We start from the raw sequence: 13,630 nt of genomic DNA, 5'->3' as shown, positions 1-13,630 counted from the left end.
CGTGTAGACGCATATCCGATAGGCGATTAACCGACGGATGGATCATGCGGAAAGTTCTCTGTGCTCTGATGCTGGCGACACTTGCAGTGTCAGCAAATGCTGAAACAAAGGTGCCAACATCGCAGGTCGAAATCAGCCTGGGTTTCGCCCCGGTGGTGAAGCAGGCCTCACCCGCAGTCGTCAATATCTATGCTAAGATCGTAAGACAGGGCGGGGCCAATCCGTTTTTCTCGGACCCGTTTTTTGAAGAGTTCTTTGGCAGGGGATTTGCCGAACCGCGCCCACGTGTACAGAATTCACTGGGATCTGGCGTCATTCTGTCAGAAGACGGTTATGTGGTGTCGAACTATCACGTTGTTGGCACGGCTACCGAAATCCGCGTGGTGACAACCGATCGACGCGAATTTTCAGCGCAAGTGGTGCTGGGCGACAAGGAAAGCGATATTGCCATCCTGCGGTTGGAAGACGCCAAGGATTTGCCGCATCTGAACTTCCGCGATTCCGACCAGATCGAGGTAGGGGAACTGGCGCTTGCGATCGGTAATCCGTTTGGTGTGGGACAAACCGTATCTTCCGGGATCATCTCCGGATTGGCGCGGACCGGGACGGCCACCGGCAACGCGCGTGGGTACTTTATTCAAACCGATGCTGCGATCAATCCGGGCAATTCCGGCGGGGCGCTGATCGACGTGAATGGCGATCTGATCGGGATAAACACTTCAATCCTGACGCGATCCGGCGGCTCCAACGGCATCGGGTTTGCGATCCCGGCCAATCTGGTTGCCGAATTTTTGCGCCAGGCCAAGGCCGGGAATGAAAGCTTTGTCAGCCCTTGGGCCGGGGTCGCTGGTCAGCACATGAGTGCGGATATCGCCGAATCTTTGGGGTTGGTATTCCCTATGGGTGTTGTGATCTCGGACCTGCACGCCCTGAGTCCGCTGGGTGAGGCAGGGCTGCGCGTGGGGGACGTGGTAACCCATGTTGATGGGGATGAGGTGAATTCCCCGGCCGAGATGAAGTTCCGCATGTCCGTCGCCGGCGTTGGTGGCACTTCGGTGCTGACCCGGCTGCGGGGTCACGACAGTGCGGATATCGAGGTTGCCCTGATCAAGGCCCCGGAAACTCCACCGGCTGATGAGACCGTTCTGAACGATGACACCGTGATGCCGGGCCTGAAGGTGTCGCGCATCAACCCGGCGATCATTACCCAGATGGGGCTTTTGCTGTCGCAAACTGGCGTGGTGATTGTGGATGCAGGCCGGTACGGTGGACGATCCGGGTTGCGCGCGGGTGACGTGGTCCTAAGCATCAACGGAACGGAAGTCCGGCATCCTTTGGACGTGGTGGATGCGATGACCGACCCGGGGCGCAGATTGAATTTGGATGTTCTGCGGGGCGGACGGGCCGTATCTCTGCGGTTCCGGCTGTAACTCCATGAGCGACCTGTTCGATACCGGGGCGAGCGAGCCTGCACCATCCCCGCACCGCCCGTTGGCGGACCGGCTGCGCCCGCAGTCGTTGGCCGAGGTCATCGGACAACAGCAGGTACTGGGCCCGGATGCTCCGCTGGGGGTCATGCTGGCCTCGGGCAGTCTGTCCAGTTTGGTTTTTTGGGGCCCGCCGGGCGTTGGGAAAACCACCATTGCACGCTTGCTGGCGCAGGAAACCGATCTGCATTTCGTTCAGATCAGTGCGATTTTTACTGGCGTGCCGGACCTGAAGAAAGTGTTTGAGGCGGCCAAGATCCGTCGGCAGAACGGGCAGGGCACGTTGCTGTTTGTCGATGAGATTCACCGCTTCAACAAAGCGCAGCAGGACGGGTTCCTGCCGCACATGGAGGATGGGACGATCCTGCTGGTCGGGGCCACGACCGAGAACCCGTCCTTTGAACTGAACGCCGCTGTGCTTAGCCGAGCACAGGTTCTTGTCCTTGAACGGCTCAGCCTCGCCGACCTTGAACGTCTGACACAGCGCGCAGAGAAAGAGCTGGACCGCGCCCTGCCGCTGACGGGCAATGCCCGCGAAGCTCTGCAGGAGATGGCGGATGGCGACGGGCGCGCGCTGTTGAATCTGATCGAACAGGTTGCGGCTTGGAAGGTGGATGCACCGCTGGACCCTGATGCGTTGTCGACAAGATTGATGCGCCGCGCGGCCAAATACGACAAATCCGGGGACGAGCATTACAATTTGATCTCGGCCCTGCATAAGTCAGTGCGCGGATCTGACCCGGATGCGGCGCTTTACTGGTTTGCGCGGATGCTGACGGGTGGGGAGGATCCGCGCTATCTGGCGCGGCGGATCACGCGGATGGCGGTCGAAGACATTGGTCTTGCCGATCCGCAGGCGCAGACGATCTGCCTGCACGCGTGGGAAACTTACGAACGCTTGGGTAGCCCCGAGGGTGAATTGGCCATAGCGCAGGCGCTGGTCTATCTGGCCTTGGCCCCAAAATCGAACGGTGCCTATGTCGGGTACAAGGCGGCGATGCGATTGGCCAAGCAGTCAGGCAGCGAACCTCCGCCAAAACACATCCTGAACGCGCCGACATCGTTGATGAAAGATCAGGGCTATGGAACGGGCTATGCCTATGATCATGACGCCGAAGATGGCTTTTCGGGTCAAAACTATTTTCCCGACGGAATGGAACGGCCCGAGTTGTATCAACCCGTGGAACGTGGTTTTGAGCGGGAACTAAAAAAGCGGCTGGATTACTTTGCCAAGCTTCGTTCGCAGCGGAACAGATCCTAGCGCTGGCTTGACTCTTGCCGTGCGGCACGCCACAGACGCGCATGTTTTCTAAGGCACCTGAGGGCACGCAATCCGCGCGGAACCGCCGCGTGAAGGGGATATCGGTATGAGTGGCGTACAATTGATCACCGTGGCAGAGGGGGATGGCGACCAGCGGCTGGATCGGTGGCTGCGCCGCCTGTTCCCGCATGTCAGCCAGGGCCGCATCGAAAAGATGTGCCGCAAAGGTGAGGTGCGCGTGGAAGGCGGGCGGGTCAAAGCCTCCACCCGGCTTGGTGTCGGGCAGGTCGTGCGCGTGCCACCCTTGCCGGATGCTGATCACAAGCCGGTTGCAGTCAAACGAGGCATCTCGGATGCCGACGCCAAGATGATCCAGTCTTGCGTGATCTATCGCGACGATCATGTTCTGGCCCTGAACAAGCCACAAGGTCTTCCAGTGCAGGGCGGCAGCGGCCAGACCCGCCACGTTGACGGTCTGTCCGAGGCGTTGCGCTTTGGCTATGACGAAAATCCGCGCCTCGTGCACCGCTTGGACAAGGACACATCGGGTGTATTGCTGATGGCCCGCACCCGCGAGGCCGCCAAGGGGCTGACAGCTGCCTTCCGGCATCGCGATACACGCAAGATCTATTGGGCGCTGGTTGCTGGCGTGCCGACCCCGTATCTGGGCGAGATCAAGACCGGACTGGTCAAGGCATCCGGTCACGGTAAACAGGGCGAGGGCGAGAAGATGATCGCCGTACATCTGAACGAAATCAACGACACGCCGGGCGCGAAACGGGCGCATACGCTGTATGCAACGCTATATCGCGTGGCCGGGCGCGCCTCGTGGGTCGCGATGGAGCCGATCACCGGGCGTACGCACCAGCTGAGGGTGCACATGGCGGCGATCGGTCACCCAATCGTTGGCGATGGCAAATACGGTGGCTCGGGGCAGGAAAATCTGGGGGACGGTTGGGGCGCGCAACTGGGCGGGGTCATCAGCAAGAAGCTGCACCTGCACGCGCGGCAGGCCTCATTCCAGCATCCGGTCACGCGCAAGACCATAACCGTCAAAGCTCCGCTGCCTGAGCATATGAAACACAGCTGGGACACGTTCGGCTGGACCGAAGATCTGGCCGCGGAAGATCCGTTCGAGGAACTGCAATGAGCGCACCGTTGCGTTTGGTGCTTTTTGATGTGGACGGAACCCTTGTCGACAGCCAGGGCAGCATTGTCGCGGCGATGACCGCCAGTTTTGGGGCCCTGTCCCTGACGGTCCCTGACCGCAAGGCGATTTTGTCCATCGTCGGTCTGTCCTTGCCCAACGCCATGGCCCGGCTTGCGCCCGAGCAGAGCGAAACGGTTCAACACAATCTTGTTGAGGGCTACAAACAGGCCTATCACGCAAATCGTTTGGAGCAGGGGGCTGCAAGCTCACCGCTCTATCCCGGTGCGCGGGACGCAATCGAAACCCTGCATGACATCCCCGAGGTGCTGCTGGGTGTGGCCACTGGAAAATCCCAACGTGGTCTGGATGCCCTGATCGAAGCACATGACCTGGAGCGCTATTTCGTGACCCGGCAGGTTGCGGACCATCACCCCTCGAAACCGCATCCGTCGATGATCGACACGGCCCGTTCTGAAACCGGAGTTTCTGCGGCAGATACGGTGATGATTGGCGATACCCGGTTCGACATGGATATGGCGCGGGCTGCCGGAGTAACAGGCATCGGCGTATCCTGGGGATATCATGACCGATCAGCCCTGAACGGCGCGGCCTGTATAATTGAAAATTTTGGCCAGTTGCCCCGTGCGCTGGATAATATCTGGACCTGAAGACATGAGTGACTGGAAGCCAAAGCGATTTTGGACCGCCTGCGCGGTTGTCCAAGCGGAAGACGGATACACCGTCGAATTGGACGGTCGCCGGGTCAAGACCCCGGCCAAGGCCGCATTGATCCTGCCGACGCAGGCAATGGCCGACGCGGTTGCTGCAGAATGGGATGCGCAGGAAAAAGAGGTTGATCCGACCCTGATGCCGTTTACCCGGTCTGCAAATGCGGCCATCGACAAAGTGCGTCATCAGCACGCCGAGGTTGCGGACATGCTGGCCGATTACGGCGATTCGGATTTGTTGTGTTACCGGGCGACACACCCGCAAACGTTGCTGCAGCGACAGGCAGATCAGTGGGACCCGGCCCTAGATTGGGCAGCTGAAACCCTAGCCGCGCGATTGGTTCCTGTGGTTGGTGTGCTGCATCAGCCACAGTCTGCAGAAGCGCTCAGCACACTTCGAGGCCGCGTACACGAATTCAACGACTTCCAGCTCGCCGCCTTTCACGATCTGGTCAGCCTGTCCGGCTCACTGGTACTGGGATTTGCCGCCGCCATGGACTGGCGCGCGGCGGACGAAATCTGGGACATCTCAAGGCTCGACGAAGCCTGGCAAACCGAACAATGGGGCCACGATGACGAGGCGCACGCGGTTGCCGAGATCAAAAAAGCTGCGTTTCTACACGCTAAACGGTTCATTGAAATCTCTATCTGAGCCTATTGGGCATTAATTTTTGACACAGATCCGGTCATCGCTGAATTGACTCATCGTTTTCCCTGATCCGACCCTTGACGTTTGTTTATGAATGCGAGCAAACTCATGCCCACTAAAGGGGAGACACCTTTGGAGTAACCTTTCTGGTGCCAGAGGTGCCGGACAGAGCCGTCCCGGAATAGGGGCGGGTAAACAGGAAGAGGTAAAAATGAAAAAATCCGTAATTTTGGGCGTGGCCACAGTTGCCGGTCTGGCTGCTGCGGCAGCGACAGCGGGCACCGTTGACGACGTCAAAGCGCGCGGCAAGCTGAACTGTGGCGTGTCCTCCGGACTGGCCGGCTTTTCGCTGCCTGACGCGAATGGCGAATGGCAAGGTTTTGACGTTGCTGTCTGCCGTGCCGTTGCCGCAGCCGTTCTGGGCGATTCCAGCGCTGTCGAGTTTGTGCCGACCACCGGTAAGACGCGCTTTACTGCGCTGGCTTCGGGTGAGATCGACATGCTGGCACGTAACACCACATGGACCTTCAGCCGCGATGTCGACCTCAAGTTCGAATTTGCTGGCGTCAACTACTATGACGGTCAGGGTTTCATGGTTCCGAAAGCACTGGGCGTAAGCTCGGCCAAGGAACTGGACGGCGCGACCGTCTGCATCCAGACCGGCACCACGACCGAGCTGAACCTGGCCGATTTCTTCCGTGCCAACAACATCAGCTATGAGCCGGTTCCGATCGAAACCAACGCCGAAGCGCAGCAGCAGTATCTGGCTGGCGCATGTGACGTTTACACCACCGACGCATCGGGCCTGGCTGCAACCCGCGCCACGTTCGAAAACCCCGGTGATCACGTTCTGCTGCCCGAAATCATCTCGAAAGAGCCGCTGGGCCCGCTGGTCCGTCATGGCGATCACGAGTGGGGCGACATTGTCCGCTGGACTCTGAACGCACTGGTTTCGGCTGAAGAGCTGGGCGTGACTTCGGCGAACATTGAAGAGCTGAGCGCTGGCACCGACAACCCGGAAGTGAACCGTCTGCTGGGTACCGAAGGTACTCTGGGCGAGATGCTGGGTCTAAACGCAGATTGGGCAGCAAGCGCGATCAAGGCGGGTGGCAACTATGGTGAAGTATTTGCCAAGAACATCGGTGAGGAAACTCCGATTGGTCTTGCACGCGGCCTGAATGCCCAGTGGACCGATGGTGGTCTGCTGTACTCGCCGCCGTTCCGCTAAAATCCACGGGAAAGGGCGCGGGGCAACCTGCGCCCTTTTTCCATAAATAAGAAACACTCCCGGATGGATTGAGCGAAGATCAACTTCGCCGGCAAAAAACGGGATGCACGGGGAAATACATAGGTCATGACGACTCTCACTGACCCGCCGAAGGAGCAGTTCCGGCTGTCCATGCTCCTTTACGATACGCGGTACCGATCAGCGACCATTCAGGTCATTGCATTGATTGGTTTCATGCTTCTGGCAGCCTGGATCATCTCAAATACCATTCAAAACCTTGAAGGGTTGGGAAAACCGGTCGAATTCGGTTTTTTTGCAGAATCCGCAAGTTATGACATTAACCAGCGATTGCTGGAATACACCTCACAGGACAGCCATCTACGCGCCGCCTTCATCGGTTTGCTGAACACGCTGGTTGTTGCGGTTCTCGGGTGTATCACGGCGACGATAGTCGGCGTTTTTGTCGGCGTGCTGCGTCTGTCGAACAACTGGTTGGTCGCGCGTATCATGACTTTCTATGTCGAGATTTTCCGTAACGTGCCTGTCCTACTGTGGATCGTTCTGGCCATGGCCATTTTGATCGAAGGCTTGCCCGCACCTAATGCGTTCCGAGGTGATAACCCCACGGCAACGATGGATCTGTTCAACACCGTCGCCGTTACCAATCGGGGTGTGTATATCCCTGAGTTCCTGTTCTCGCGTAGTTTGGGCGACATCCACTTGTTTGGAACATCAAGCCTTCGGTTTGATATTTCGCTGGATCTGGTCGCGTTTCTGATCGTTCTGGGTGGCAGCATCTTTACCATGCGCAAAGTGTCCGCCTGGGCCGCCGCCAAACAGGAATCAACAGGCGACCGTCCTAAGATCTGGCATATCCAGCTGGGCATTCTGTTCGTCCCGATGATCATCCTGATGACTGCACTGGGCTTACACCTTGGATACCCGGAATTGAAAGGATTCAATTTCAGAGGCGGCACGCATATGCGCAACTCTCTGATCGCGCTATGGCTGGCTTTGTCGCTGTACACGGCGGCCTTCATCGCCGAGATCGTACGCGCCGGCATTCTGGCTATATCCAAGGGTCAGACCGAAGCCGCGTCTGCGCTGGGCTTGCGCCCGGGTCGCACCATGCGGCTGGTTATCCTACCTCAGGCGCTGCGGGTGATCATCCCGCCGATGATCTCGAACTATCTAAACCTGACCAAGAACTCGTCGCTGGCGATCGCGGTCGGATACATGGACATCACGGGGACCCTGGGTGGCATCACCATGAACCAGACCGGCCGCGAGCTGGAATGCGTTCTGCTGCTGATGCTGGTCTATCTGGCCATCTCGCTGAGCATTTCGGCGGTGATGAACTGGTACAACAACCGTGTCAAACTGGTGGAGCGGTAATATGAGTGATGTTTCATTTGTCCGCACGGAAATGTTGCCGGAACAAGCCCCGCCAGCGTCCGAAGTTGGAGCAATCGGGTGGATCAGGCACAACCTGTTCTCCAGTTGGTTCAACGCGATCCTGACGTTGGTTTCGCTTTACGCGATCTGGTACGTGTTGTCGGGCGTTCTGCCATGGATCTTTCAGTCCGTCTGGAACGCCAACTCGCTGAACGAATGTCGCGAGATTATGATTGACACCTGGGGTTCAACCCATGGCCATGCTTGCTGGGCGGTGATCAATGACCGTTGGCTGCAGTTGCTGTTCGGGTTCTACCCGAGCCACCTGTACTGGCGTCCGATTGTATCGCTGATCCTGCTGTTGGTCGCATTGGCCCCGGTTCTGTACTCGGATCGTGTGCCGTCCAAGATGCTGATCGTCACTGCGATTTATCCGTTCCTGATGCCGTTCCTGATGTGGGGCGGCACCATTTGGGGACCGATCGCGGCAGCGTTGGGGTTTGTTGTCGGTTGGGCTGTCTACACCCTTGTCAGCAAACAACTGAGCGGTCTGTTTGGTTTGATTGCGGGCGTCGCAGCGTCGGTTATCTGGTGGCTGGTTCTGTCCAGCTATTTCGTCGGTGCCCTGGACTCGATCCTGCCAATCGGTATCGAAGCCGTACAAAGCCGTCAGTTCGGTGGCTTCATGCTGGCGATCTTGCTGGGTGTCGTGGCCATTGGTGTCTCGTTGCCCATCGGAATTGTACTGGCGCTGGGCCGTCAGTCCGACCTGATGATCGTCAAGTACCTGTGCGTGGGCTTTATCGAGTTCATCCGCGGTGTGCCGCTGATCACGCTGCTGTTCGTGGCCTCGTTGCTGCTGAACCTGTTCCTGCCGCCGGGCACCAACTTTGACATCATCCTGCGGGTGATGATCATGATGACCCTGTTCTCGGCTGCCTATATGGCCGAGGTGATCCGGGGTGGTCTGGCTGCCCTGCCACGGGGTCAGTATGAAGGTGCCGACAGTCTCGGCCTGAACTACTGGCAAGCACAGCGACTGATCATCATGCCGCAAGCCCTGAAAATCTCAATTCCGGGCATCGTGAGCACATTCATCGGGATCTTCAAAGATACGACACTGGTGTCGATCATCGGATTGTTCGACGTGATCGGACTGGCATCTGCCATCCGCGCCGACACCGCTTGGAACGGCATCTACTGGGAACTGTTCGCGTTCATCGCGGCGCTGTTCTTCGTCGTCTGCTTCTCCATGTCCCGTTACTCCATGTATCTGGAGCGCAAGCTTCAGACTGGCCACCATTAAGGAGTTCAACATATGTCTGAACTTGCAATTGACCGTCAAATCGATCGCTCGAAGATGCAGGTGAGCGACGAGGTCGCCATCGAAATCAACAACATGAATAAATGGTACGGATCTTTCCACGTGCTGCGCGACATCAATCTGACCGTCAATCAGGGCGAGCGGATTGTTATTGCGGGTCCTTCCGGTTCCGGAAAATCCACATTGATCCGTTGCCTGAACGCGCTGGAGGAACACCAGCAGGGCACGATCATGGTCGATGGGACCGAGCTGTCGAATGACCTCAAGAACATCGACAAGATCCGGTCCGAGGTTGGCATGGTGTTCCAGCACTTCAACCTGTTCCCGCATCTGACCATTCTGGAGAACTGCACGCTGGCCCCGATCTGGGTGCGCAAGACGCCTAAGAAAGAGGCCGAAGAGCGCGCGATGCACTTCCTGGAAAAGGTGAAAATCCCCGAGCAGGCGGATAAGTATCCCGGTCAGCTTTCAGGTGGTCAGCAGCAGCGTGTGGCGATTGCCCGCTCGCTGTGCATGATGCCGCGGATCATGTTGTTCGATGAACCGACATCGGCGCTGGACCCCGAGATGATCAAAGAGGTGCTCGACACCATGATCGAGCTGGCCGAGGAAGGCATGACCATGCTGTGCGTCACGCACGAGATGGGCTTTGCTCGTCAGGTCGCCAACCGCGTGATCTTTATGGATGCTGGACAGATCGTGGAACAGAACGAACCGGAAGAGTTCTTCAACAACCCGCAGAGCGAGCGGACCAAGCTGTTCCTCAGCCAGATTCTGGGGCACTGAACCCGGTTACCAATTCAGGAAAAGGCGGGGCTTTGGCCTCGCCTTTTTCTATTCCAGCAACTCGCGAGGAATAACAAACCCCTGCACATCGCCGCTATGCCACCGGACGCCGGACCAATCCGCAATGTCAAAGCGGATCACAGCCGTTGCACAGGTTGGGTAGTCGTAGAACCGGGCGTGATCCGGCGGGTGCTTAACGATTTGGTTCGCAAAAGCGGCAATGCCGGGATTGTGGCCCAGCATCAAAACGGTTTGTTTCGTTGCGCCCGATAACTCAAGCAGCATATCTGCGGGGTCGGCATGATAAAGCGTTCGCTGAAAGCAAACGGTATCTGCCTGCAGGCCCATTCTCTCCCACGTCTCACGGGTTCTGACCGAACTTGAGCTGAGAACTTCATCCGGCAGCCAGTCGTTTTCACGCAGCCACGTCGCAATCGCCGGGGCCGACCTGCGCCCGCGCTTGTTCAGCGGGCGATCATGATCGGCAAGGGCCGGACTGTTCCAACTGGATTTCGCATGGCGTGTCAGGATCAGAGTGCGGGTCATGACGGGTGAAACGCTCTCATGTGATGCGCAGATTGTTCGGGATCACGCGCGGCGCCCGAGCTGAGAGGACAGGACCGCCGCACAAGACAACCGCCGGTCATGCAGGTTTGCCCTTCGGGAGTGGACAGGTGTCCATGGCACGTCGACACATCATAAAAATCCCGACTGTTCAGAGCGCCGACAGGGCATGTCTGGGTGCAGGGGGCGGCGCAGGTGGTGCAGGGGGACGCGTCAGGTGGAGCGGGTATGGGAATCTCGTTGATGAAATGCAGCGCACCCCGAAACGAGATCATCATGCCGACCTCATCATGCACCAAAGCGCCAACCGGGCTGCTGAACGTGCGTCCCGATTTTAATGCCCAGTCGATAAAGGGCGTATAGGGCGGGCCGCCAAACGGAAAATAGGCGGTGGCGGATAAGTCCTGTGCCATCTGCCCCACCACACGCGATGACCAGCGGTCGACCGGGTCCTTGCCTTGCCATTCAGGTGAGGATTTTAGGGCAGGCCAGAATGCACTCCCAGCACCTAGCAGGATCAGCGTGCCGCCTTCCAACTGCTTTGCGTCTTTAACGCGAGGGTGCAGCGCGCCCATGATGATCAGGCCAACGTCCTGTGCAGCCTTTTCGATATCAGCATAGCTAAGCGCTGCCGGGTCAGAGGAGGGGGGATGGCGTTTGGTCATGTCTCCTCCGCCAAAGGCTCAGTCCGGTCGGATCAGCGACCCGGCGCCGTGTTCTGTATAAAGTTCAAGCAAGACGGCGTTGGGCGCGCGTCCGTCAAGGATAACCACGGCACGGACCCCGCTGTGCAGCGCGTCCAGAGCCGTTTCGGTCTTGGGTATCATGCCGCCGGCAATGGTGCCGTCCAACGTCATCTCGCGGATCTGACCCGCCTTTAGTTCGGTCACGACGTCCCCGGCTGCGTTTTTGACGCCCGAGACATCGGTCAACAGCAGCAGTCGATCGGCCTTTAGCGCGGATGCGATAGCACCAGCGGCAGTATCCCCATTGACGTTGAAGGTTTCCCCGTTCCGGCCCGCACCCAGCGGGGCGATGACAGGAATTACATCATGCGCAAACAGGTCATGCAGGATTTTCGGGTTCATCTCTGCCGGACTTCCGACAAAACCCAGGGATTCATCGGTCTGATCACAAGTCATCAACTGCGCATCCTTGCCCGACAAGCCCACGGCCGAGCCGCCCTGGCCGTTGATCGCCTGCACGATGCGCTTGTTCACGAGGCCGGACAGCACCATCTCAACCACTTCAACGGTTGCTTTGTCGGTGACACGCTTGCCGTTCACGAACTCGGACTGGATATCCAGCTTATCCAGCATCGCGTTGATCATCGGACCACCGCCATGCACGACAACCGGGTTTACGCCCACCTGACGCATCAGGACGACATCGCGGGCGAAGCTTTCCATGGCTTCGTCGCTGCCCATGGCGTGGCCGCCAAGTTTAATGACGACAATAGCGCCGTCGTAGCGTTGCAGGTATGGCAGTGCGCTGTTCAGCGTTGCGGCGGTGGCGATCCAGTCCCGGTTCATGTCTCTTGTCTTCATGGCTGCAGTCCCTCTGGGAACCCGTGTTAGGGCCTTTGTACAGCTCTGCCAAGACCGGATCGCGCATAGGGCCGCACCGGTTGCCCGGATGCGGCTGTCTGTGTGTCAGCTTATCGCGCGTTTCATCGCCGGGATGTTGCTGATCAGCAGCAAATCGACGGCCAGTACGGTCAGCAAGGTGAGGCCCACCAGCGGGAACGCCATCGCGGTGAACAAGCCGATCAGGACGGCCCCTTTCCACAATGGCAGTTCCGCTGGCATCGGCGGCGCGGCCAGACGTCCGGCCCGTTGGGGACGACGTTTTACCCACAACACAACGCCCGAGACGCACACGAAGATGACAGACAGGCAGAACACCAGGTTCAGGACAAAGTTCCACATGCCCATCAGACCAATGTGAAACGGGATCCCAATGGCCATGGATTTTCCCATCAGCGAGTAATCCTCATACCGGACATCCGCCAGAATCTTGCCGGTAAATTGGTCGACATGAACGGTGCGGTCGTTCACCGGATCGGTCGAGTCGCTGCTCATGCTGTCGCGGTTCAGGGTCCAGACACCATCCTCGCCGCTGGGATAGGCCACACGGAACCGGCCTGTCATGTCCAAGGCGGTGCCAAGGGCCACAAGCGCGTCGATATCGACCGGCGTGCCTTGTGGGACGCCGTCGATCCCGGCCTCGGACCCAGAGGCGGGCATGGGCGTTTGTTCCAACGCCCATGGGACGTCATTCTGGTGGCCGTGGTTCATGCTGGCGTGGATGTCATCGGACAGGGGGACATTGTCCCATTTCTCGGCCGGAAAGCTGCTCCATGGCTGAACGATCATGCCGCCCCAGACGCCCGCCCAGGACAGGCCCGAAATCAGGAAGACCATCAACAGCCCGGACATCCAGAACCCAATCACAGCGTGCAGCGACCGCCACAATGCGCGGCCGCGTGCGCGCAGGTTGGGAACAATAGCGGCCAAAGTGTTTCCACGCGGCCACCACATGTAAAGGCCGGTAAAGACCAAAAGCAGGCTCAGCCCCGCTGCGATTTCAATGATGCGGTCTCCGGTCGTGCCAATCAGAAGGGTCGAGTGGATGTTGTCGGCCAGATCATACCACCCGGCGCGACGATCCCAGACCTGCAGAACCTCTCCGGCGTAAGGATCGACGGCGACAAGACGCTGACCTTCTTCGGTTTTGATGCGAAACACAGTGGCCAGATTATCAGCCTTCGGACCGATCCATTCCACAACCGTGCCGGGCACCTCATCAAGGGCGATAAGGGCCTGTTGTGAGGCCGGTAACGCTTGCCCGTGGACATCAACGGCGATTTTTTCGCCGTCGCGACCGTCGAACTGAGTGATGAACATCATCATTAGTCCGGTTACTGCCAGAATGATCAGGAACGGGATGACGAAGATCCCGGCATAAAAGTGCCACCGCCAGGCGGCGAAATAGAATTTTTGCGCAGCAGTGTTCTGCGCCGGGGTGTCCCCCAGGTTTTGGCTGTCCAGTGCCATTT

Annotated in this window: 13 protein-coding genes; 9 read left to right on the top strand and 4 right to left on the bottom strand. The window is 58.5% G+C overall.

Annotation, left to right across the window (positions count from 1 at the left end):
• The first annotated feature begins 41 nt into the window (after positions 1-41).
• The 9 genes from AC2FLJ_RS20890 (at position 42) to AC2FLJ_RS20850 (ending at position 10,008) form a co-directional block, all read left to right on the top strand.
• A complete protein-coding gene (locus AC2FLJ_RS20890) occupies positions 42-1,430 on the top strand; it encodes a trypsin-like peptidase domain-containing protein (RefSeq protein WP_496707485.1) in 1,389 nt (462 codons plus the stop codon).
• A gap of 4 nt (positions 1,431-1,434) precedes the next feature.
• Complete coding sequence (locus AC2FLJ_RS20885; protein WP_496707466.1) at positions 1,435-2,748, top strand: replication-associated recombination protein A; 1,314 nt, start codon at positions 1,435-1,437, stop codon at positions 2,746-2,748.
• 106 nt (positions 2,749-2,854) lie between these two features.
• Positions 2,855-3,898: an RluA family pseudouridine synthase gene (locus AC2FLJ_RS20880; RefSeq protein WP_496698146.1), complete on the top strand. Its 1,044-nt coding sequence runs from the start codon at positions 2,855-2,857 to the stop codon at positions 3,896-3,898.
• Entirely contained in the window at positions 3,895-4,566 is a 672-nt protein-coding gene (locus AC2FLJ_RS20875) for an HAD-IA family hydrolase (protein ID WP_496707464.1), read from the top strand. Before AC2FLJ_RS20880 ends, AC2FLJ_RS20875 begins: the two co-directional genes overlap by 4 nt.
• 4 nt (positions 4,567-4,570) lie before the next feature.
• Positions 4,571-5,278 (top strand): ATP12 family chaperone protein, encoded by a 708-nt coding sequence (locus AC2FLJ_RS20870; RefSeq protein WP_496707462.1) that lies wholly within the window; start codon positions 4,571-4,573, stop codon positions 5,276-5,278.
• A 208-nt stretch (positions 5,279-5,486) separates the two neighbouring features.
• Positions 5,487-6,503 (top strand): amino acid ABC transporter substrate-binding protein, encoded by a 1,017-nt coding sequence (locus AC2FLJ_RS20865; protein ID WP_496707460.1) that lies wholly within the window; start codon positions 5,487-5,489, stop codon positions 6,501-6,503.
• 126 nt (positions 6,504-6,629) lie between these two features.
• Positions 6,630-7,898, top strand: coding sequence for an amino acid ABC transporter permease (locus AC2FLJ_RS20860; RefSeq protein WP_496707458.1), 1,269 nt, complete (start codon positions 6,630-6,632; stop codon positions 7,896-7,898).
• 1 nt (position 7,899) lies between these two features.
• Positions 7,900-9,204, top strand: a complete 1,305-nt coding sequence (locus AC2FLJ_RS20855) for an amino acid ABC transporter permease (protein ID WP_282120552.1) — start codon at positions 7,900-7,902, stop codon at positions 9,202-9,204.
• 12 nt (positions 9,205-9,216) lie between these two features.
• A complete protein-coding gene (locus AC2FLJ_RS20850; RefSeq protein ID WP_058272392.1) occupies positions 9,217-10,008 on the top strand; it encodes an amino acid ABC transporter ATP-binding protein in 792 nt (263 codons plus the stop codon).
• A gap of 48 nt (positions 10,009-10,056) precedes the next feature.
• On the opposite strand, the gene AC2FLJ_RS20845 is transcribed toward AC2FLJ_RS20850, so the two are convergent.
• From AC2FLJ_RS20845 to AC2FLJ_RS20830, 4 genes are all read right to left on the bottom strand, one after another.
• The gene (locus tag AC2FLJ_RS20845) at positions 10,057-10,554 is read right to left on the bottom strand and encodes a SixA phosphatase family protein (RefSeq protein WP_496698154.1); all 498 of its coding nucleotides are present in this window, start codon (positions 10,552-10,554) and stop codon (positions 10,057-10,059) included.
• Positions 10,551-11,237: a ferredoxin gene (locus tag AC2FLJ_RS20840; protein ID WP_496698156.1), complete on the bottom strand. Its 687-nt coding sequence runs from the start codon at positions 11,235-11,237 to the stop codon at positions 10,551-10,553. The genes AC2FLJ_RS20845 and AC2FLJ_RS20840 overlap by 4 nt, the downstream gene beginning before the upstream one ends.
• 18 nt (positions 11,238-11,255) lie before the next feature.
• The gene (gene argB / locus AC2FLJ_RS20835) at positions 11,256-12,119 is read right to left on the bottom strand and encodes an acetylglutamate kinase (RefSeq protein ID WP_058272395.1); all 864 of its coding nucleotides are present in this window, start codon (positions 12,117-12,119) and stop codon (positions 11,256-11,258) included.
• 105 nt (positions 12,120-12,224) lie between these two features.
• Positions 12,225-13,628 carry a PepSY-associated TM helix domain-containing protein gene (locus tag AC2FLJ_RS20830; RefSeq protein ID WP_496707455.1) on the bottom strand — a complete coding sequence of 468 codons (1,404 nt, stop codon included), beginning with the start codon at positions 13,626-13,628 and terminating at the stop codon, positions 12,225-12,227.
• Between the last annotated feature and the right edge of the window lie 2 nt (positions 13,629-13,630).

The organism is Ruegeria sp. CDSA034 (assembly GCF_059612275.1).
The sequence above is the reverse complement of the archived record's forward strand: the minus strand, read 5'-3'. Positions and strand labels throughout refer to the sequence as shown.

Bases quoted from the DNA above. Each gene is read 5' to 3' on its own strand.
- AC2FLJ_RS20885 (WP_496707466.1), top strand. From the start codon at position 1,435: ATGAGCGACCTGTTCGATACCGGGGCGAGCGAGCCTGCACCATCCCCG.
- AC2FLJ_RS20880 (WP_496698146.1), top strand. From the start codon at position 2,855: ATGAGTGGCGTACAATTGATCACCGTGGCAGAGGGGGATGGCGACCAG.
- AC2FLJ_RS20875 (WP_496707464.1), top strand. From the start codon at position 3,895: ATGAGCGCACCGTTGCGTTTGGTGCTTTTTGATGTGGACGGAACCCTT.
- AC2FLJ_RS20870 (WP_496707462.1), top strand. From the start codon at position 4,571: ATGAGTGACTGGAAGCCAAAGCGATTTTGGACCGCCTGCGCGGTTGTC.
- AC2FLJ_RS20865 (WP_496707460.1), top strand. From the start codon at position 5,487: ATGAAAAAATCCGTAATTTTGGGCGTGGCCACAGTTGCCGGTCTGGCT.
- AC2FLJ_RS20860 (WP_496707458.1), top strand. From the start codon at position 6,630: ATGACGACTCTCACTGACCCGCCGAAGGAGCAGTTCCGGCTGTCCATG.
- AC2FLJ_RS20855 (WP_282120552.1), top strand. From the start codon at position 7,900: ATGAGTGATGTTTCATTTGTCCGCACGGAAATGTTGCCGGAACAAGCC.
- AC2FLJ_RS20850 (WP_058272392.1), top strand. From the start codon at position 9,217: ATGTCTGAACTTGCAATTGACCGTCAAATCGATCGCTCGAAGATGCAG.
- AC2FLJ_RS20845 (WP_496698154.1), bottom strand. From the start codon at position 10,554: ATGACCCGCACTCTGATCCTGACACGCCATGCGAAATCCAGTTGGAAC.
- AC2FLJ_RS20840 (WP_496698156.1), bottom strand. From the start codon at position 11,237: ATGACCAAACGCCATCCCCCCTCCTCTGACCCGGCAGCGCTTAGCTAT.
- argB (WP_058272395.1), bottom strand. From the start codon at position 12,119: ATGAAGACAAGAGACATGAACCGGGACTGGATCGCCACCGCCGCAACG.
- AC2FLJ_RS20830 (WP_496707455.1), bottom strand. From the start codon at position 13,628: ATGGCACTGGACAGCCAAAACCTGGGGGACACCCCGGCGCAGAACACT.